The sequence below is a fragment of the Rhodanobacter caeni genome (assembly GCF_039523575.1).
GTDB lineage: Bacteria > Pseudomonadota > Gammaproteobacteria > Xanthomonadales > Rhodanobacteraceae > Rhodanobacter > Rhodanobacter caeni.
In genome coordinates, this window is sequence record NZ_BAAAFO010000006.1 from 1 (window position 1) to 21,409 (window position 21,409).

The window sequence follows — 21,409 nt, forward strand, 5'->3', positions numbered from 1 at the left end:
TGCGCTCAGCACCGAATTGACCTTCAGTATCCCCGCCGTCGTCTTGAGGCTGACGCCGCCACTGGGGCTGGTGATCTGCAGCGGGCCGTTGACGGACAACCCCGCGGCATTGACCAGGCTGAAGTTGCTCGCCTTGAAACTGCCCAGCGTGCCGACCAGGTTGGCGCCGCCCAGGGTGGTGGTGCCGGTGGACTGGCCGGTCAACGTGCCGGCCGTGATGACGCCGCTGCTCTGGCTGATATCGCCGCCCGCGGCCAACGCCACCACGGAGGCATCGATAGCGTGGGCCAGCGCCAGATCGTCGGCCGAATCCAGCGTGACGGCTGATGCCGTCAGGTCGCTGTTCACGCCCAGGGTGCCGCTGCTGGTCTTCAGACTGATGCCGCCGGCGCCGCCGGCCGTCGTCAGCGCACCGTTCACCGCCAGGTCCTGCGCGTTGACGAAGCTGAAGTTGGCCGCGTCGAAATTGCCCAGCGCGTCGACCCGGTTGGCGCCGCCCAGCACGGTGTTGCCCTGCGATGTGCCGGTCAGCGTGGCCGCCTCGATCACGCCGGTGGCGCCTTCGCCGATCGCGCCGGCGGAGGTGAGCGTGACGGTCGTGCCGCGGAGCGTACCGTTGATCGTGAGGTCGCCGGCCTGCGTGGTCAGCGCGGTGCTGCCACCGCCGTCGACCACACCGCTCACGGCCAGGGCGGCGCCGTTGGTCAGGCTGAACCCATCGGCGTCGAAATTGCCCAGCGCCGCCAGCTGGTTGAGCTGGCCCAGCGCGACACTGTCCGCGGCACTGCCGCTCAACGTGCCGGCCGTGATGATGCCTGCACTCTGGCTGATGCCGCCGCCGGAAGAAATCAGCTCGACCGTGGTACCGGTGATGTCCTTGGCCAGCGCGAGGCTGTCGGCCGAATCCAGCGAAATGGCACCACCGCTCAGGTTGCTGCCAAGGCTCAGGGCACCGCTGCTCGTGGTCAGGCTGATGCTGCCGGTGCCGCCGGTCGTCGTCAGCGCGCCGGTCGTCGCCAGGCCCTGCGCGTTGACCAGGGTGAAGTTGGCCGCGCTGAAATTGTCGAGCGTGTCGACCAGGTTGGCACCATCAAGCACGGTGTCGCCCTGCGAACTGCCCTTCAGCGTGGTCGCGTCGATCACCCCGGTGGTGTCTTCGCCGATCGCGCCCGCGGAGGTGAGCGTGACCGTCGTGCCCTTGAGCGTGCCGTCGATCGTCAGGTCGCCGCTGGTGGTGGTCAGCGCCGTGCTGGCGCCGCCGTCGACCACGCCGGTGACCGACAGCCCCTGGCTGTTGGTCAGGCTGAAACCATTGGCCGTGAAATTGCCCAGGCTGGCGATATGGTTGGTGCCGTCGAGCTGTGTGCTGTCGACTGAACTGCCGGTGAGCTCCGCGGCCGTGAGGCTGCCGGCCTCTTGTTTGATCAGCCCGCCAAGGCTGGTCAGGCTCAAGGTTCCCGTGGCCGTCACGGCATCGCTCAGGGTGATATCGCCTTGACCGCTGAGCGTTACGTTGGCGCCGCTCAGCGCACCGGGCGCGGTCAATGTGCCGCCGTTGGCCGCCAGCGTCAGATCAGCAGTGCCGGTGTCGATCGCACCGGTGGGCAGCAGCAGCGCACCGCCGGCGATCAGGCTCACGGTGCCGTTGCTGCCGTTGTTCAAGGCATCGATCGTGAGGTCGTTGGTGTCGGTGATCGACACCCCGGTACCCGTTGCCGTAACGCCAGCCTGGAAATCATTGTCGGTGTTGTCCAGCGTGATCTGATGCCCGTTCATGGCGGTGAAGTTCGACGTCCCCGCCACCGTGAACGCACCCGTACCGCCTTGAGTGATGTCGCCAGCCTGGGTGGTGACCGCCAGGCCACCACTGCCGATGTTCAGCGCGTTCGCGCTGAAGCTGCCCGCGGTGACGGTAAGGCCGGTCAGGGCCGTGCTGGCGCCCACCGCGCCACCCAGCGTGACCACGCCCGCCGTCCCGGCGTCCAGGGTCAGGCCGGAGGCGCCGTCCAGCGCGCCGTCGAAAGTGATCGCCGCGCCTGTCGTCGCACCGCCTCCGGTCGTATGGATGCCGGTGGTGGACGAACCCAGGGTCACCGGGCCGGACAAGGTGATCGCGCCACCACTCGTGGTGAGGTCGCCGGCCAGGGTCGTTTGGCCGCTGCCCTCCAGGCTGAAGGCACCACTGCCCAGCGTGGAGGTGCCCAGGGTCAACGCGTGGGTACCGTTATCCAGCGTGACGTCGTTGGCGCCGCTGTTGTTGAGGCTTACTGCACCGGTAAGCGTGTTGGCGTTGCCCAGTTGCAGCACCCCGGCCCCGGCATTGAATTGCGCCGCACCCGCACCCGCCGCCTGGGTGATAGCGCTGCCGGCCGCTTGCGTGATACCGACGCCCGATACCGTCAGCGTGCCGCTGCCTACCTGCACGTCACCCAGTACCAGCGCGTTGCTGCCATTGTCGAGCGTGACGTTGTTGGCGCCGCTGTTGGCGAGGCTCACCGCGCCGGTGAAATGATTGCCGGTATTGGCCAGCGTGATGGCATGCGCGCCCGCATCGAAACTCGACGCGCCGCTGACCGTGAACGCGCCGCCCTGCGTGATGTCGCCGGCCTGGGTCGTGACCGCCAGGCCGCCGCTGCCGATGTTCAGCGCTTTCGCGCTGAAGCTGCCTGCCGTCACATCGAGACCAGTCAGGGCCGTGGTGGCGCCAACGGCGCCGTCCAGCGTGACCGCGCCTGCCGTGCCGGCATTCAACGTCAGCGTGGACGCACCATCCACCGTGCCGCTGAAGGTGATCGCCGCGCCCGTCGTCGCGCCGCCACCGGTCGTGTTGATGCCGGTGCTGGCCGCGCCCAACGTCACCGGGCCGGACAAGGTGATCGCGCCGCCGCTGGTAGTGAGGTTGCCCGCCAGCGTGGTCGGCCCGGTGTCGGTGAGGTTGAACGTGCCGCTGCCCAGCGTGGACGTGCCCAGCGTCAACGCGTTGCTGCCGTTGTTGAGGGTGACGTTGTTGGCACCGCTGTTGGCGAGGCTTACCGCACCGGTGAGGGTATTGGCATTGTCCAGTTGCAGCACGCCGGCCCCGGCATTGAATTGCGCCGCACCCGCACTCGCCGCCTGGGTGACCGCCGTGCCGGTCGCTTGCGTGATCCCCACGCCCGACACCGACAGCGTGCCGCTGCCTACCTGCACGTCGCCCAGCACCAGCGCGTTGGAACCGTTGTCGAGCGTGACGCCGTTGGCGCCGCTGTTGGTGAGGCTTACTGCACCGGTGAGGGTGTTGGTGTTGTCCAGTTGCAGCACGCCGGCTCCGGCGTCGAACTGCGCCGCACCCGCACCCGCGGTTTGGGTGACTGCCGTGCCGGTCGCTTGCGTGATCCCCACGCCCGATACCGTCAGCGTGCCGCTGCCTACCTGCACGTCGCCCAGCACCAACGCATTGCTGCCATTGTCGAGCGTGACGTTGTTGGCGCCGCTGTTGGCGAGGCTCACCGCGCCGGTGAAATGATTGCCGGCATTGTCCAGCGTGATGGCATGTGCGCCCGCGTCGAAACTCGAGGTGCCCGCGACCGTGAACGCGCCGCCCTGCGTGATGTCGCCGGCCTGGGTCGTGACCGCCAGGCCGCCGCTGCCGATGTTCAGCGCTTTCGCGCTGAAGCTGCCTGCCGTCACATCGAGACCAGTCAGGGCCGTGGTGGCGCCAACGGCGCCGTCCAGCGTGACCGCGCCTGCCGTGCCGGCATTCAACGTCAGCGTGGACGCACCATCCACCGTGCCGCTGAAGGTGATCGCCGCGCCCGTCGTCGCGCCGCCACCGGTCGTGTTGATGCCGGTGCTGGCCGCGCCCAACGTCACCGGGCCGGACAAGGTGATCGCGCCGCCGCTGGTAGTGAGGTTGCCCGCCAGCGTGGTCGGCCCGGTGCCGGCGAGGTTGAACGTGCCGCTGCCCAGCGTGGACGTGCCCAGCGTCAACGCGTTGCTGCCGTTGTTGAGGGTGACGTTGTTGGCACCGCTGTTGGCGAGGCTTACCGCCCCGGTGAGCGTGTTGGCATTGCCCAGCTGCAGCGCGCCGGCCCCGGCGTCGAACTGCGCCGCGCCCGCAGTCGCCGCCTGGGTGATCGCGGTGCTGGCCGCCTGCGTGATGCCCTTGCCCGAGACCGTCAGCGTGCCGCTGCCTACCTGCAGGTTGCCCAGCACCAGCGCGTTGCTGCCGTTGTCCAGCGTGACATCGTGGGCGCCGCTGTTGGTGAGGCTTACCGCACCAGTGAAGTGGTTGCTTGTGTTGTCCAGCGTGATGGCATGCGCGCCCGCGTCCAAGTGCGAGGTACCGCTGATGAGCAGCGCATCGCTTGCACCACCCAGCTGGGTGATGTCGCCGGCGGCGCTCACCTCCATGTTCGCGGCATCGATCTGGCCGAGTTGCACACCGCCGGTGGCGTTCAGCGTGACATCGGTGGCGGTGATGCTGCCTGCGGTCTGCTTGATGGAGCCATCCACGCCATCGACGCTGCCATTGTCGGCGATCAGGGTCACCGTGGCACCCGTCACGTCGCCACCCAGCGTCAGATCGCCGGCTGCGGTGGACAGACTGACCGCGCCGCTGCCGGCGTCGAGCGTGCCGTCCAGGATCAAGGTGGAGCCTGGACCCGTGGCACTGCCGGTGATGGAAATATCGCCGCCATTGCTGGCCAGGCTGCTGCTTGCGCTCTGCGTGATGACGCCGCCGGAACTCAGCGTGATATTGCCAGGCACCACCGGCGTGCCGCCCGCATCGCCAGCAACAATGTTGCCCGCGATCGTGAGCAACGTGCTGTTGGCCACCCAGATATTCGCCGCGCTGAAATCGTCCAGCGCGGCGATGACGTTGGTGGACCGGTTGAGTGTGAGGTCGCCCGAGGCACTGCCGGTGAGCACCGCCGCCGTGATGAGGCCGTCGGTTTGCGTGATTCCGCCGCCGGTGGCGTTCATGGTCACCGTGTCGCCGGTGATGTCCTGCACCGACAAGCCGCCGGCGCTGCTGGTCAGGCTAACGTCGCCGGTGGTGTCCGGATTGCTGGCGTCCAGTGTGCCATTCAAGGTCACGGCGCTGCCTGTGACGGAGATGTCGCCACCATTGCTCGCCAGGCTGCTGCCGGCGTCCTGCGTGATGACCCCGCCGGCACTCAGGGTGATGTTGCCCGCCACCGCCGGCGTAGCGCCCGCATCGCCGGCAACGATATTGCCCGCGAGGGTCAGCGCCGTACTGTTGGCCAGCGAGATATTGGCCGCGCTGAAACCATCCAGCTTGGCAATCACGTTGGTGGAGCGGTTGAGCGTGGCATCGCCCGCGGCGCTGCCGGTGAGCGTGGCCGCCGTGATGACACCGTCGGTTTGCGTGATTCCGCCGCCGGTGGCGTTCATGGTCACCGTGTCGCCGGTGATGTCCTGCACCGACAAGCCGCCGCCGCCGCTGGTCAAGGTCACATCACCGGTAATGTCCGGATTGCTGGCGTCCAGCGTGCCGCTCAAGGTCACGGCATTGCCGGTGAGGGAAATATCGCCACCGTTGCTGACCAGGCTGGTGCCGGCGTTTTGCGTGATGACGCCGCCGGCACTCAGCGTGATGTTGCCCGGCACCACCGGTGTGCCGGCCGCGTCGCCGGCAACGATGTTGCCCGCAAGGGTGAGCCCGGTGCTGTTGGCCACCCAGATATTGGCCGCGCTGAAATCGTCCAGTGTGGCAATGGCGTTGGTGGAGCGGTTGAGGGTGACGTCGCCCGTGGCGCTGCCGGTGAGCGTGGCCGCCGTGATGAGGCCGTCCGTTTGCGTTATCCCACCGCCCGTGGCATTCAGGCTCACCGTATCACCGGTGATGTCCTGCACCGACAAGCCGCCGGCGGTGCTGGCCAGGCTCACGTCGCCGGTGGTGTCCGAATTGCTGGCGTCGAGCGTGCCGCTCAAGCTCATCGCACTGCCGGTGAGCGAGATATCGCCACCGTTGCTGGTCAGGCTGCTGCCGGTGCCCTGCGTGAGGGCGCCGGTGGCACTCAGCGTGATGTTGCCCGCGGTGGGTGGCACCACCGGATCGGCGCCCGCATCGCCGGGGTCGCCCGCGACGATGTCGCCCGCGATGGTCAGCGCGGCGCCATTGGTCAGCGAGAAACTGGCCGCGCTGAAATCGCCCAGCGCATCGACGGCGTTGGTTCCATCCAGCGTGGTCGCGCCCACGGAGCTGCCGGTCAGCGTGCCCGCGGTGATGACACCACCGGTCTGGCTGATCGCATCGCTCGAGTCCAGCGTGACCGTGCCCGCGCCGGCATCGAGTGCGCCATCGAGCGTGAACGCGCCGCCGTTGACGGCCAGGTCACCGCCGTTGGTGATGAAGCTGGAGCCAGCCTCGAAAACGACGCCGCCGGTTCCCGTCAGATCGCCGCCCAGCGTGTGCGTGCCGCCGGTTCCTCCGGTGGACTGGATGACGGCACCGTTCTTGAACGTCAGCGTGCCGAAGGCATCCAGCGTCAATGTGCGGTCGTTGTCGCCGTTGTAGGTGAAACCGTTGACGACGGTGATATCGCCGTCGGTCGTCTTGATGTTGACGTCGCTGCTGCCCAGCTGGGTGACGATGGTTGCCGTGTTGATGGTGGACGCGGCGGTGGCATCCCCTGGCGTGAAGGCACCGCTGGCGTCGAAGCCGCCCGGTGCCACCGGGTTGGCATCGACATCATCACTGATGGTGATGTCGTTCGGATCCAGCAGCAGCGTGCCCCACGCGCCGTGCGGTGCACGCAGGTCGGCGAAGCCGTCGAAGGCCAGGTAGCCAAGGCTGGACACTTCGGCCATGCCGCCGTTGCCGCCGGCTGCTCCGCCACGGGCGCTAATGCTGCCCTTGAAGCCGGTCGCGGTATTCGACCACAGCACCACCGAACCGCCATTGCCGGAATCCACCGCGTCGGCGTTCAAGCTCGCGCCCGGGCCGACGTACGTGACCGCCGCGGCCTGCAACCCTTCCCCACCCTGGTAGCCGCCACCCACGCGGATGCTGCCACCGCCATGGCTGCCGGAGGCATCGACATGGCCGGTGACGCTGACGTTCTGGTCCGAGAGCAACTGCACGCTGCCGCCCTGCGCGCCGGACACGTTGATGGCACCGCTGTTTTCCGTGTTGCCGCCCGCCGCCACCAGCCGCACCACGCCGCCCTGGGTGCTGATGCCGCCGGCGTCGATCACGCCGCTGTTGTTGACCAGGTTGGTGAACAGGTCTTTCGCGGCCGAGGCTTGCAGCACCACGGTGCCGCTATCGGCCTTCAGCGTGCCGCGGTTGGATACCGCCGCCTCGCTGCCGTCCAGCCGTTGTTTCAGCGCGCCGGTGACCTGGATGTTGATCAGGCCGTTGCCGTCGAAATCGAGCACAGCGCGATCGGCGCCGTCGAGGTTGATGCGGCCGTAGTTGGCCAGGATCACGCCGTCGTTGGCGACGCTGCCGCCGACCAGGCTCACCGAGCCGCCGCTGGCCGCCTGGATCAGGCCGTGGTTGACGATGCCGGCGCGCTCGCCGTGCGCGTCGAGGTTGTAGCGGCTGGCGAGAAAGTCCTTGGGCGTGAGGTCGAGCGTGCTGGCCATCAGGCCGCCCACGTTCAGCTGCGCGCTGGCGCCGAAGATGATGCCGTGGGTGTTGATCAGGAACACCTGGCCGTTGGAGCTGACGTGGCCGAAGATCTGGCTGGGGTTCTGGTCCAGGATGCGGTTCAGCGCCACCGCGTTGAACGACGGCTGGTTGAACTTCACCGAGGCATCCTTGCCCACGTTGAAGGTCTGCCAGTCCAGCGCCAGCCTGGCCGAGTTCTGGTTGATGACGGTGTTGGCGCCGTTCTGCACGATGCTGCCGATGCCGCCCACCACGGTGCCGCCGGTGGGGCCGGTGGTGGCGCCCACGGCGGCAGCCATCGCTTCGCCACCGAACACGAACGGGCTGGCCAGCAGCAGCGACAGGCTCACCGGCAACAGCTTGCGCCGCAGCCGCGCGGCGTGCGGCGGCAAGCTGGCGGCGTGCGGGGTGCGGGTCTTCGCGTCGATAGTGTTGTTCATGGTGTCACCCGTCAAAACGTGAAGCCGAAGCGCGAATAGATGTGGTAGCCGTTGTCGTCGGAGGCGCGCTGCCGACTCGTCGGCACCGAGCCGTCGAGGTGGAATTCGAACTGGTGGAATTGCGGCAGGCGGAAGATCAGCCCCGCGCCCACGCCGTTGAGGGTTACCGAGCGCGTGTTGTTGTGGCGGTTGGCGCCGGCGGGATAACCCTTGCCGTAGTCGACGAAGGCCTCGAACTCCAGCAATTCCCGCCACGGCCGGCCGTAGAACGGCGACACCTTGTCACCGAAGCCGGGCGCATCGACGTGGTATTCCAGCGAGCTGAAATAGCCGCGATCGGCCAGCCCTTCGGAGATCGGGTAGGCGCGCACGCTGTCGGGGCCGCCCAGGCCGAATTGCTCCAGCGGTATCAGCGCGTCATTGCTGAACTGGCCGGCCAGCTTGAAATACAGCCGCTGCCGATCGGTAAGAAACTGCAGGCGGGTATAGGAGAGCCTGGCGCTGAGGAAGCTGCTGGCGTGATCCGGGCTGACCAGGTCGGGCTGGCGCGAACGATCCTTCACCGACTTGCGCACGGCCAGCTGCAGCAGGTCGATGCCGTGGAAGCGCTGGTCGGTGTGGTTCATGCCGAAGCCGAGCTCGGCCACGTCGAAGCGCTCGTCGGACAGTGTCATGCCCACGCTGCTGAGCCTGGATTGCTCCTTGATGTAGCGCAGCGTGCCCTGCAGCTTCAGCGTGTCGGTGTTGACGAAGGCCCAGTCCGCGCCGCCGAAATACAGCGAGCTGGGGCCTTTCACGCCCAGCGCGGTGAAGCTGCCGGTGTTGATCTGCATCGCGCTGCGGGTGGCGCCGACCACGGCGCTGAGCCCCGGCACCACCACGGTGGGCGCGCGGTAGACCAGCGAGCCGTAGACGTTGTTGCGCGGGTTGAAAGCGTAGTCGACGTTCGCGGCCAGGCTGTCGCCGATGCCCAGCGGGCTCAGCCAGGTGGCGCCCAGCTGCGCGCGGTAGCGCCCGGTCAGCTCGTTGCCGTAGTTGTTGGCGCCGGTGGTGAAGGTGAACGGCCGTTTCGCCTCGCGCGCCACCATCACCAGGTCGGTTTCGCCGGTTTGCGCGCCCGGCTGGAAGGTGGAGGTCACCGACACGCCGGGCAGGTCGCGGTCGTACAGCAAGGCGGTGTCGACGGCGCTCTTGAGCAGCGGCTTGCCGCGCAGCTTCTCCGCCGGCGCGGCGATCACGCCGGGGCGGTAACGCTTGGCGCCCTTGACGATGATCTTGCCGATGGTGCCCTCCAGCACCCGGATCTCGATGAGCTGGTCGTCGCCCACGGTCTGCGCGGGCAGGAACGCCGTGGCCACGATGAAGCCGGCGCTGCGGTAGCGCGCGGTGATCTTGTCCGCCACCTCCTGCAGCTGGGTGAAATCCAGCTGTGCCGGCGCGCCCTCGCCGCCGCCCAGCGCCTTGAACTGGGCGTCGGCCAGCGCCTGGATCGACGCGGGCGTGATCTCGTTGTCGGGGTGGCTGCCGACACCTTGCACGCGGAAGCCGCGCACGGCGATCCGTTGCGACATGGCCGCGTCGGTGTCGCGCTCACGCACCGGCGGCACCACCTTGTCCGCCGGCGGCGCAGCGGTGGGAGCGGTTTGCGCCGCCGCGGCCGGCGCATGCGGGCGAAACGCCACCAGTTGGCTGGCCAGGTAGGCGCGGGCGCCGGGGTGGCCAGCCTGCTGCAGGACGGCAGTCACCTTGTCGGCCACCATTTGCCATTGCGCGGGGTTGAGGGTGGTGGCACCAGCGGCGGCCAGGGCGTTCCGGTACTCGGTGTCGATGGCCTGTTGCGCGGCCGCGGCGGCGGCCGCATCGCCGGGTGCGATGCCGCTGACCAGGATCTGCGGCGCGGCCATGTCCGGGGAGGCGGCGCCCGCGCCATCCTGCGGCGCCGTGACCGGCGGCGCCGTATCCTGCGCCCGCACCGTGCCGCTCAAGGCCAGCGCCAACGCCCCTGCCAGGCAAGCAATCCGCACGACATTCCCCTTGTAATCGTTGATCCTGGCAGCCTGATGGCCAGAAACTGCCATGCCCTCGTGGTACATCCGGGCCGTTTTCTGCTAATGCGTCAAACGGCGGAAAATTCGGTCAGCGGCCGTGCTGCGCCGCCACAAATCCACTGCACCGCGTCATTTCCCGTGCAGCAACGCATACAGCAGCAACGCGCAGACCACCGCACCCACGGCCAGGGCGATCAGGTATTTACGGGTCTGGCTCGAGCGTGCCGGAAACAGCATGTTCAGCGCCTCGCCGGGCGCCGTGGTGTCTGCGGCCTGGCGCCGCGCGCCGGCCGGCGGCGGCGCGATGGCGTTGCGCGCGGTGACCCCATTGCTGTCGCACAGGGCGCCGAGCACCTGGCGGCGACGCGCGCGGTAGTCCTCGCGGGTGATCCGCCCCAGCCGGTGCGCCTCGTCGAGCGCATGCAGCTCCTGGTTGGCCCTTCGTTCCTGCTCGGTCATTTCAATTCCCTGACAATCCGGAAACCCACGTCTTTCGCCGCCGCGCCCGCATCCTGGCGGTGGCTGGCCACCGTGCAGTCGGACCAGTAGCTGGTGAAACTGCCGCCACGCACCATGGTGCTGCCGCCGCTGCTCACCCATTCCCACACGTTGCCGGTCAGGTTGACCAGGCCCCAAGGGTTGGGCTCGCGCCCGCGCGCCGAGATCGGGCCGGCGGTGCCATCGTCGCTGGCGCCCGGCGGCACGCAGTTGCTGTCCGGCGCCTGCTTCCAGCCCGCGCCCGCCTCCGCGGCATGCATCCACTCGGCATCGGTGGGCAGCCGATAGACGTAGCCGCTGGCGCTGCCCAGCCACGCGGCATAAGCGCGGGCCTGCGCCAGCGTGATGTTGCTGACCGGCAGGTTGCCGCTCTCGCGATCGGCCACCGCGATGGCCGCGCACTTGCCGCTGGCCGCGCAGAAGCGGTTGAACTCGTTGACGGTGATCTCGGTGCGCGAGATCGCGTAGGGCTTGCCGCCGCCGACGCCGCTGACCACCACCAGGCTGGGGCCGCGCTTGCCGGCGATCGGGTCGAAACAGCTGCGCCCCTGCCCGACCAGCGCGGGCTGGCCGCAGGGGTCGGCGCTGGCCGGTGCCGATCCGGGCACCGCGGTGGCCGTACCGGCCACGGGCGCCTTGGCCGCGGCGACCGCCGGCGTGGTGTCTTTGCGGGGCGCGGCGGCGGGCGTGGCGGCGGTCGGCGCCGGTGCCGATACCACCGCGGTGCCGGGCGCGGCGCCAGGAGCGGGTACTGGTGACGGCGCCGTGGCGCCGGTCTTCAAGGCGTCGAGTGCGCGCGACAGGCTGCCCTCGGGCAGCTGGCCGCGCAGTTTCATGTCCGCTTCCAGCTGGTCCAGCCCGTCGGCATCGACGCGGCGCAGCTCGGCCAGCTGGCCGCCCAGACGCTGGGCATCGGCCGCCGCGACGGTCTTGCCGCGCGCCTTGGCCAGGGCCGAGGCCAGCGCGTAGCGGGCACTGGCATGGCGCAGGTCGGCGCGATCACCCAGGGCCTGGGTGGCCTGGGCCAGTACCGAGGTGGCGGTGCTGTCGCGGCCCTTGCGAAACGCCTCGCGCGCCTTGCCGAGGTAGGCATCGGCGACCAGTTGCGGGCCGTCGTGCTTGAGGAAGGCGTTGTCCGGTTGCAGCGCCTGGATCCGCGCCAGCGACTCCTGCGCCTTGGCCGTATCCCCGGCCGCGGCCGCGCGCTTGAGCGATTCGATGCGCGAGGTGACCTCGGCCGCCACGCTTTCCTGGTCGAGTTGCGCCTGCTGCTGGTGCTGCAACGCCTCGATGCGATCGCGCTGCGCCAGCAGCGGCTTGGCATCCGGCGCGTAGCGCAGGCCAAAGGCCACCAGTTCGCCGGCGCGGGCCAGGTGCAGCGGGTCGCTCTGGCGGGCGGTGGCGGTGGCGATGGCGTCGGCCAGCGCGTCAACCAGCCGCCGGGTTTCGGGGGCGTTGTCGTTTTTCAGCGTGACCATCGCGTCGGCGACAGCGGCCTGCCACTGGCCATCCATGGTCGGCTTGGCCAGCAGATCGGCCAGCGCCTGGCGTGCCTGCGGCACGGTCTGCGCGACGTGGCTGGTCGACGCGGCGGCGGCCGCGGCGGCGGTCTGGTTCAGGCTGGCCAGTTGCGCCTGGCGCCGCTGCAGCCGCGCCGAGGCGGGAAACAGCTGGCTGGCCAGCTTCAGCCGCGCGCCGGCCTCGTCGAGCCGGCCGGCCGCCAACGACTGGCCGATGGCGCTGTCGTACTTCAACTCCAGCTCGCCGTTCTTCAGCAGGCTGCTGTCGGGATCGATGGCGCGGATCTGCTTCAGCGTGGCCACCGCGCTGTCGGGCTGGTCATCGAAGATCGCGCCCTGGTCGATGCGCTGGGACAGCTGCGTGTCCAGCGTATTCAGCAGGGCGTTCTTCTGCTCCTCGATGGTGTTGCGCTTCAGGTCGAGCGCGGGCGAGTACAGCTTCAGCCGGTCGCGCAGCTCGAATACGTGCAGTGCGCGGGCGTAGGCGTAGCGGCCCTGGTCGGGGTTCCAGTACGCATCGACGCGACTCAGCAGGAAGTTCTGGATCGCATCGCCCTGGTCGGCCACGATGCGCAGGCGGTCGTCGTCGCCGAGGCGGTCGAACGCGGTGAGCGCCTGGTCTTCGTTGAGGTAATGCTGCGGATCGGTGATGGTGAAGCCGGCGATCACCCGGCGCACCTGCTGTTCGTGCAGGTAGCGCGCGACGCCCCAGCCACCGGCGGCCAGCAGCACGACAGCGACGCCGCCATAGGCCAGGTACGGCCCCAGCCGTTCGCGCCAGCCCACCTCGCGCAGGCCCTCGATGAGGTCGCTGGCGCTCTTCAGGCGCTGTTCGCTATGGAAGGCGACGGCGTCGCACAGCGTCTTGTACTGGCGCCGGCTGAGCCCCGGTACCGGCGGTGGCTTGCGGCCTTCCTTCAGCGCCACCTCGGCGCTGACCTTGTCGAACGGGTGCTTGCCGGTGAGCAGCTCGAACACCACGCAGCCCAGCGCGTAGATGTCGTCGGTGGGCGTCGGCTCGGCGCCGCGGATCATCTCCAGGCTGGCGTAGGCCGGGGTCAGCGCGCCCAGCGTGCCGGCGTCGAACACGGTCTGCTCGCCGACCGCGTCGCCCATGTGCTTGCCGGCGCGGGCGATGCCGAAGTCGAACACCTTGGGCACGCCGTCGCGGGTGACCATGACGTTGCCGGGCTTGAAGTCCGAGTGCACCACGCCGGCCGAATGCGCGCGCTTGAGCGCCCACGCCATGCCCTCGATCAGCGGCCGCACCTCGGCCAGCGGCAGGCCGTTGTAGGCGCGCTCGCGGATCAGCGTCTTCAGGTCGCTGCCGTCGATGTACTCCATCGTCATGAAGACGATGGTGCGGTCCTTGTCGAAGTCGTAGACGCGCACGATGTTGTCGTGCGCCAGCGATTGCGAGCGGCGCGATTCGCGCTGCAGCGAAATCAGCGAATCGGGGTGGCGGCGGAACTCGTCGTTCAGCACCTTCACCGCCACGTACGGATCGCGGTCGCGCGCCTCGACCTTGCGCTCGTCGCGCGCCAGGAACACCACGCCCATGCCGCCGCGGCCGATCTCGCGCTCCAACAGGAAGCGGCCTTTCAGCAGCATGCCCACGGTGGCGTAGTCACCGCCCTCGGCGTCGGCCACGCGCTGCCAGGTGTCGGCATTGAAGGTGCTGTTGGAGTGCGTGCCGGTGCCGGTGCGGCCTTGGGTGCCGGTCTGCGAGCCGTCCTGCGGTGGCGACCACGAGGCCGGCTTCACCACGGTGGCATCGTCGTAGGGCGGGGCGGCGGGGCGCGAGGCGGGCTGCACCACGGTGGCATCGTCGGCCACGGGTGGCCGCGAGGCGGGCTTGATCACGGTGGCGTCGTCGCTGGCCTCGGCCTCGGCGGCGGCCGGCGGCGATTGCAGCTTGACCAGCCTGGCCACCAGCGCGCGGGCGATGTCCGCTTCCAGCGTGCCGTCCGCTTCCATCTGCTCGACCAGCGCGACCTCGGCGCGGTGGTCGTCCTCCGCCTGCGGGCCGCGCGCCGCCACGGCGTTGAACAACGCCAGCAGTTTCAGCGTGCCGGCCTGGTAGGCGGCGATCAGTTCGGCAAGGGCTTTCATGGATACGTCTTCGTCAATCCTGGAGCCGTACGGCGACGGCGGAAATGTTGTCGCGGGCGGCGCGGCTGGTGGCCAGCTCCATCAGGCGCGCGGCCAGTTCGGGCGGGGCCAGCTGGCGGCGGCATTCGGCGTCGATCTCGGCATCGGACATTTCCTTGTTGATGCCGTCCGAGCACAGCACGAACTGCATGCCGGGGCGGCTGCCGGCCACGACCCAGTCGATGAACAGGTGATCCTCGGCGCCCACCGCGCGGGTCAGCGCGCCGGCGCCGGGCTGCGGCTGCGCCGGGGTGTTGCCGAACTGGGTAACGTCCTCCTTCATGCCATGCACGTGATCGCTGGTGATCTGGCGCAGGCGGCCGTCCTCGAAGCAGTACACACGGCTGTCGCCGACCCAGCCGCACAGCATGAAATCGCTGTGGTGCACCAGCACCACGACGGTGGAGCCGATGATGTCCACGCCACGGGTCACGGCGGTGCGGATCAGGTCAGTGTTGACCTGCACCAGCGTGTCCTCGATCGATTCGATGAAGTCGTACACGCTGCCCGGACGCGGCAAGGCGCCCAGCCGTTCGATGATCAGCGCGCTGGCGTAGTCACCGGCCGAATGGCCGCCCATGCCATCGGCCACCACCCACAGGCCGACGTCCTCGCGCACCAGGATGGCGTCCTCGTTGTGCTTGCGGATCTTGCCGGTCACGGTGTAGCCGGCGGATTGGTGGCGCATCGTCATGGCGTGATCTCGATGATGGCCAATGGCCAGTGGACCGGCGGCGAGCGGAAACCGGCCGCCGCGGCGATGCGCGCACGCGCGCCGTCGATGGAGGGCAAGGCCAGCGCCTCGGCCAGCAGTTCCGGCGGCAGCCGCACCAGCGCCTGCGTCGCCATCAGCAGCAGGCGGTCGCCGGGGGCCACCACGCAAGCCGCCTCCTCGCAGACCGGGCCGCCCACGGCGCCCAGACCGGGCGCGGCGGCGCTGACGCGGCCGAACAGCAAGTCATCGAACTCGCCGCCGTGGCCGAGGCTTTCGTCGTCGGCGGCCGCTTCGCCGGCGAACAACGCCTGCAGCTGGCCGTGGCGGCAATGCCACACGCCGGCGCTGCCGATGCGCAGCGCGGCGGCGTGGCGTTGGTTCAATTGCAGCGCCACCACGGCGCCGTCCTCGGCGATCGGATCGATCAGGTCCTCGCCGCGCCGACGCAGCGGCGCGTGCGACGCGATCAGACGCTGGCGCAAGGCGCCGATGCCGCCGGCCAGCTCGGCGACATCCAGCTCGTCGACCAGCGCATGCGCCACGGCGGCGGCCTGCCGGCGGGGATCGCGCAAACCGTCGTCGGCGGCCACCACGGTCAGCGCCGCATCGGCGCGATAGCGGACCGGGCCATCCTCCAGCACGTCGCCCAGGTGCGTGGGCAACTCATCCGGCGCCGCCACCGGCGCGATCGCCAGGTCGGCGAAGAGTTCGGACAAATCGTCCGGCAGCAAGGTGCGCGGTGCGGCGGGCGGCGGCGCGTCCGCCATCTCGACCGCGGGCGCCGGCGGAAACGCGATGCGCCGGTTCTGGGTGGTTTCCGCATCGGCGCGGTGGCCGAAGTCGCCCGCCGACTGCCACGGCGCACCCGCGTGCGCGGCATCGAGAAATGCGGCGTAGGCGGCCGGCTGCGGCAGGCCGCGCGTGGCCAGCAAGGTGGGCGGGACACGCGCCGCGCCCGTCGTCCACCACAGGCACCAGTCGCCGGCGGACGCCAGTTGCGACCACAGCCCGGCCAGTTGCGCCGCCCCCGCCGCGCCCGGCGCCAGCGGGAAACGCCAGTGACTGGCGCTGCGCCAGTCCAACGGCTGCGGTGGCTGCGGCGCGGCCATGGCGCTGCCATTGCAGGGGCCGGCCAAGTCCGCCAGTTGGCCGTCGAATGCCTCGGCCTGGATCGACGGATCGGCCTGGGCTCGCGCATGCACCTGCGCCAGCGTGTCGAACCAGTGGTCGCCCTGCAGCAGCGCCTGCGTCACCGCGTCGCTGCGGTCCAGCGGCGCGGCGATCACCATCGGGAAACAGCGTCCCACGCGGTCGCTGGCCGGCCCCAGTACGCCCACCCAGGCCGATTCCCCGCAGATACCCGCCGGCATCGCGAAGCGCCAGGTCGGGCTGGCGTGATAGGCCGCCGGCCAGTCGTGGCCCAACGCGCCGCGGGCCGCGTCCACCACATGCTCGAAGTGCTGGTCCCAGCGGTCGACGAAGCGCGCCGGCAGGCGCCGCTGCACGAAGTCCCCCACGCCGGGAAGCTTGCCGAAGAATCCTGCCCCTGTCGGATTCGGCATGCGCTCAGCCTCCGCACCTGAAGTGCTGCACCTCGGTGTTGAGGAACGGGTTGCGCAGATTGCTGGCCTGCACCGTCACCTTGGCCACGCGCCCGCCGAAGTTGAAGCTGGCCAGGAAGCGCAGGTCCGACTGCTTCTGCAGGTTCGCCGCCTGCAATGCGCGGAAGAACGCCCAGTCGCCCTGGTAGTCGAACGAGCTGATCAGCGAACCGGCGGTGTCGTAGGCGGCGATGGTGACGCTGCCCGGTTGCGGGCCCGGCCATTTCATCGCGGCACTGGTGGCGCCGCCGGGCTGGTATTCGTACTTCTGCCCGTCGACGTCGATCACCAGTTTGCCGATGGCCGGATCGAGCGTGGGCGCCAGGATGGTGAAGTCCACCTCCGGCAGGTTGCCGCCGCGGAAATACATCTGCCGGATGTCGTCCGCGGCCTGCGCCTGCTGCAGCACGCCGGGGGGGCCGGCGACCGCGCCGGGGCCGGTTTTCCACTGCCAGCTGCGACCACTGGCATCGACCAGCTTCGCCAGCGTCTGCTTGTTGAAGGTGTCGAAACGGCCGCCGTTGCCGAACAGCTCGCCGAAGTTCTGCAGCGGGATTTCCGAGCGTCCGTTGGGCGCGAACGGGTAGCGGCCCTTGATGAAGTCGGCGCAGTCGTTGCCCACCGCCTGCTGGAACTGGTCGCCCAGCGCGCCCTTGGTGCCGCTGGCCACCAGCGCCTGGCTCTTGCCGGTCAGCGCATCGACCCAGCCGGACACCGGTGGCGGCAACTGTGCCGCTTCCTGCTGCGCCATCAGCAACTGCGGGTTGGGTTGGCCGGCGGCGCTGCTGAAGTCGGTCATGGTCAGCAAGGTCTTGCTGAGCTGGTCGAGCACGCTCAGCGTGCGGTCGATCGGAGCGGCGCCTGGCGCACCGTCGGTGAGCTTGTTGAGCGTGTCGAAATGCTCGCTGATCGCCGCGCCCGGCTTCTCGCCGGCTTCGGCCGCGGGCGCGCCGTTGACGTTGGCCAGCGCCCGCGACAACGCACTCTGCGTGGCCTTCTTCGCCGCCGCCTTCTCCGCCAGCGCCGCCGCGTTTTCAGCCGCGCTGACCGGCGGCGCGCGCAGCATGTCGTGGGTGTTGTCGCGCACCACCTGCAGCAGGGATTTTAGCGGCGAGCTGGGGCCGGACAGCTTGGCCGCGATGGCGCTGGCGTCCTGGATGCTGGTGATCGGCTGCAGCTCCAGGTCGTCGAGCAGCGCGTCCCAGGTCTTGATGTAGTCCTGCTGGTACAGCGCCAGCACCTGCTGCACGAGGCGCGCCCGTTCGATCGCGTCGATCTTGCTGCCGCCGAACACCCAGTCGTCCGCGGCAAACTGCTTCACCGCCTGTTCGATGCCCTTGCCCGCCTCGTCGGCGAACATCGGCTGGGTGAACAACGCCGGCAGCGGGTCGGACAGCGCCGCGCCGCTCTTGCGCCGGAACACGTTGCCGAGCAGACCCAGCTCCTTGTCCAGCCGCAGCGGCGGATGCTCCGCGCCGGTGGCGGAGAGCTTCAGGCTGCCGTAGATCAGGGTGGACAGATCCGCCGTGCGCAGCGTGGCGCGCGCCTGCTCCACCAGGGCACTGTCCAGGGTCAGCGGATGCAGCCGCCCGGGCTCGGCCACCAGTGCCTGGAAGTGCCTGGACAACGCCTTCTGCAGCACCGGGTCGCTGGGGAAGATCTTGCGCCACTCGATGTCGGTCAGCGCAACCAGCTGGTCGGCATCCTGGTGCTCGGGCTCGCCCAGCATCAGGTAGCCCTTGAGGTAGTAGTACAGCGCCTGCGGATCGCTGGCGCTGCCGGTGAGCCCACTGCGGAACTGCGAGGCCACGCCCGGCAACAGCACGCCGTTGAGCTCGCGGATGTAGGCATCGTGCACCTCGTCGCCCACGGCATGGCCCTGGTACAGGCCGAAGCGCATCAGGAGCGGCACGTCACCCTGGTATTTGCGCGCCGTGTCCTGCACCGCCGACAACGCCTCCAACCGCTCCAGCGCCATCGCGAAATAGGCCTTCTGGCTGGGGGCGGACGAAGGGTCGCTGTCGGCCGGATAGCCTTCCATCGCGGTCTGCACCTGCGCCAGATAGGCCTTGTTGCGGCCGTAGCTGGTGGTGAACCCGGCAAACAGCAGCAGCGTCAGCAGCAGCACGCCCACGTACGAGGCGGCCTGCAGCAGGATCTTCTGCCGCTCCAGCTTCGGGTTGGTGCCGGCGAAGCCCGACTCCTTGAACAGCACGTCCTTGAGCAGGCGCTCGACAAAGAACGTGCGCCGCTGCGCACCCGGCGCCTGCACCTGCGCCGCGTCCACGCCGAAGGTGCGCGCCACCGCGCCCATCATGCGGTCGATCGGCGTGCCTTCCTGCGTGCCGGAGGTGAGGTACACGCCACGCAACAGCGGCGGCGTGCCGTACTGGTGTCCGCTGAACACGCCTTCCACGAACTGCTGCGCAATCTCGCGCAGCGCGCCCAGTTGCTGCGGGAACGACAGGATCGCCGCGCGCCGCGCGCGATCGCGCTCGGTATGCAGCCGATCGAGGATGCGCGTGTTGAGCCGGTCCAGCAGCAGGCCGAACTCGTCGGCGAAACTGCGCGCGGCGGTGCCGTCCACCGTCTTGCCGACGGGGAACGACACGCCCCACACCTGGCTGCGCAGTTGCGGGTTGAGATCGTCGAAGAACTCGGTGAAGCCGGCGATCAGGTCGCACTTGGTGAACACCAGGTACACCGGCACGCCGATGCGCAACTGCTCGGACAGCTCGTCCAGCCGGCGGCGGATCGCCTGGATATGCTCGTGCCGGCCGGTCTCGTCCAGCACCAGCAGGTCGGACATGCTCATGGCGATGATCACGCCATTGATCGGCCGCCGCTTGCGGTACTTGCGCAGCAGTTTCAGAAACTCCGTCCACGCCGAGGCGTCGGCGCCGCGGTCGGAATCCTGCGTGGTGTAGCGGCCGGCGGTGTCGAGGAACACCGCCTCGTCGGTGAACCACCAGTCGCAGTTGCGGGTGCCGCCGATGCCGCGCAGCGCTTCCTTGCCGAAGCGGTCGGACAACGGGAAATTGAGGCCGGAATTCTGCAGCAGCGTGCTCTTGCCCGAGCCCGGCGGGCCGATCACCACGTACCACGGCAAGGTGTACAAATTGCTGCCGCCGCGGCGGGTCTTGCGCAAGGTGTCGATCGCCTCCTGGAAGCGCCCCTGCAACTGCGCGCGCTCGGCGGTGCTGCGGTCGTCGCCCGCCTCCTGCGCGCCCTGCCCGGCCAGGTCGCCGGACATCTGCTTGGTCTTGCTGCGCATGCGCAACTGCTGCACCTGCAGGCATACCACCCAGACCACCACGATCAGCACGATCAGCACCAGCCGCGCGATCGAGCTGGCCAAGGGCTGGGTATCGCCCAGGCCCAGGTACGGACCGCCCAGCCAGATCAGCACCGACAGCAACACGATCCCGACGAGGGTGATGAACCAGCCGGTCCGGAACAACGTCATCAGCTTGCTCACTCGCTCAACCCTCGGGGATGTAGATGATTTCGACGCGGCGGTTGCGCGTGCGGTTGGCCGGAAGATCGGGCGGCAGGGCGATCGGCTTCGACGCGCCGGCGCCGCTGGATTCCAGCCGCGCGGCGTTGTCGATGCCCTGGCTGAGGATCTGCAGCACAGAGCGGGCGCGTGCGGCCGACAACGCGAAGTTGTCCTTGAACTTCAGCGAATGAATCGGCTGGTCGTCGGTGTGGCCGACGACGATCACCCGGCCCGGCACCTGGTTCAGCGCCTTGGTGATCGTGTGCAGCAGCGGCAACTGCGCCGCACTCACCTCGGTGCCACCGGAGGCAAACATCGACGGCGCGCTCAGGCGCAGCAGCTCCTGGCCGTCGTCGCGGTCGATGATGCTGAGCTCGCCGGCCTGTTCCTGCGGCGCCAGCAGTTGCTTGAGCGTGGGGCGCGCGGGCTTCGGCTGCGCCTGGTTCAGGCGTGCGGTATCCGGCGGCGTGGCGCTTTCCAGGCCGATCTGGGCGATCTGGGCGCTGGCCGGCGCCGACAGGTCGTTGAGGCGCGAATAGAAGTACACGAAGCCGGCCAGCAGCAGCGCGGCGGCGGCGGCCGCGATCACCCACAGCGGCACGTAGCGCACCAGCGGGTTGCGCCGATCCTCCACGCCGCGCCAGTGCGGCGCCAGTTCCTCGGCGGCCGGCGCGCGCTGCGCCTTGATGCGGCGGTAAAGATCTTCCTGGATCTCAGCCAGCCTGGCGCGACCGCCGGTCTCGATCTGGTAGCGCCCGCCGAAACCCAGCGCCAGGCAGATGTACATCAGCTCGATCAGGTCGACATGCCGGGCGAAATCCGCGCACAGGCGCTCCAGGATCTGGAAGAACTTGGCGCCGCCGTACGACTCGCCGTGGAAGGTCACCAGCAGGGTCTTCTGCGCCCAGCCGCTGTGCTCGCCCCACGGCGCGTTCAATACCGATTCGTCCAGCATCGCGCACAGCACGTAGCGCGCCGCCACCACGGTCTGCGCGGGGATACCGGCGGCCTGCGCGTGGCTTTCGAACTTGCGCACCTGGGTGATCACCTGCTCGCGCAGGTGCGCGGCATTGGGCTGCGAGGCGCTGAGGCGCAGTTGCACCGCCAGCAGCAGCAGCGGGCTGGCCGCCTGCACCAGCGGGTTCATGCCGCCGCCCAGGAACGCGCTGATCTCCGCCGGGCTGGCCTGGTCGATGCGCGGCGCGCGCGCCGATGGCGCGGCAGCGACGGCCGGTGGAGGCGCCGCCGTGGGCGTGGCCGAACGCGGCCGCACCACGGTGGCGTCGCGCATGGGATCGTCGTCGATGGGACCGTTG

The 21,409-nt window shown here is 69.4% G+C and carries 8 protein-coding genes; all 8 read right to left on the reverse strand.

Annotation, left to right across the window (positions count from 1 at the left end; all coding sequences use genetic code 11):
- Positions 1 to 8,061 (reverse strand): two-partner secretion domain-containing protein (locus ABD017_RS16290; protein WP_343883867.1); only part of this gene is annotated, 8,061 nt, incomplete at its 3' end.
- A gap of 11 nt (positions 8,062 to 8,072) precedes the next feature.
- Positions 8,073 to 10,079: a ShlB/FhaC/HecB family hemolysin secretion/activation protein gene (locus ABD017_RS16295; protein ID WP_343883927.1), complete on the reverse strand. Its 2,007-nt coding sequence runs from the start codon at positions 10,077 to 10,079 to the stop codon at positions 8,073 to 8,075.
- Positions 10,080 to 10,238: 159 nt separating this feature from the next.
- Entirely contained in the window at positions 10,239 to 10,568 is a 330-nt protein-coding gene (locus ABD017_RS16300; protein ID WP_343883868.1) for a hypothetical protein, read from the reverse strand.
- Entirely contained in the window at positions 10,565 to 14,239 is a 3,675-nt protein-coding gene (locus ABD017_RS16305) for a protein kinase domain-containing protein (protein ID WP_343883870.1), read from the reverse strand. The genes ABD017_RS16300 and ABD017_RS16305 overlap by 4 nt, the downstream gene beginning before the upstream one ends.
- A gap of 13 nt (positions 14,240 to 14,252) precedes the next feature.
- The gene (locus ABD017_RS16310; protein ID WP_343883871.1) at positions 14,253 to 14,972 is read right to left on the reverse strand and encodes a PP2C family protein-serine/threonine phosphatase; all 720 of its coding nucleotides are present in this window, start codon (positions 14,970 to 14,972) and stop codon (positions 14,253 to 14,255) included.
- Positions 14,969 to 16,555, reverse strand: a complete 1,587-nt coding sequence (gene tagF, locus ABD017_RS16315; protein WP_343883872.1) for a type VI secretion system-associated protein TagF — start codon at positions 16,553 to 16,555, stop codon at positions 14,969 to 14,971. The genes ABD017_RS16310 and tagF overlap by 4 nt, the downstream gene beginning before the upstream one ends.
- A gap of 4 nt (positions 16,556 to 16,559) precedes the next feature.
- Entirely contained in the window at positions 16,560 to 20,060 is a 3,501-nt protein-coding gene (gene tssM / locus ABD017_RS16320; protein ID WP_343883873.1) for a type VI secretion system membrane subunit TssM, read from the reverse strand.
- Positions 20,061 to 20,076: 16 nt separating this feature from the next.
- Entirely contained in the window at positions 20,077 to 21,384 is a 1,308-nt protein-coding gene (gene icmH / locus ABD017_RS16325; RefSeq protein ID WP_425543759.1) for a type IVB secretion system protein IcmH/DotU, read from the reverse strand.
- Positions 21,385 to 21,409: the final 25 nt, after the last annotated feature.

Excerpts from the sequence above, each read along its gene's own strand:
- ABD017_RS16305 (WP_343883870.1), bottom strand. The coding sequence starts at position 14,239 with ATGAAAGCCCTTGCCGAACTGATCGCCGCCTACCAGGCCGGCACGCTG.
- ABD017_RS16300 (WP_343883868.1), bottom strand. The coding sequence starts at position 10,568 with ATGACCGAGCAGGAACGAAGGGCCAACCAGGAGCTGCATGCGCTCGAC.
- tssM (WP_343883873.1), bottom strand. The coding sequence starts at position 20,060 with ATGACGTTGTTCCGGACCGGCTGGTTCATCACCCTCGTCGGGATCGTG.
- tagF (WP_343883872.1), bottom strand. The coding sequence starts at position 16,555 with ATGCCGAATCCGACAGGGGCAGGATTCTTCGGCAAGCTTCCCGGCGTG.
- icmH (WP_425543759.1), bottom strand. The coding sequence starts at position 21,384 with ATGCGCGACGCCACCGTGGTGCGGCCGCGTTCGGCCACGCCCACGGCG.
- ABD017_RS16310 (WP_343883871.1), bottom strand. The coding sequence starts at position 14,972 with ATGACGATGCGCCACCAATCCGCCGGCTACACCGTGACCGGCAAGATC.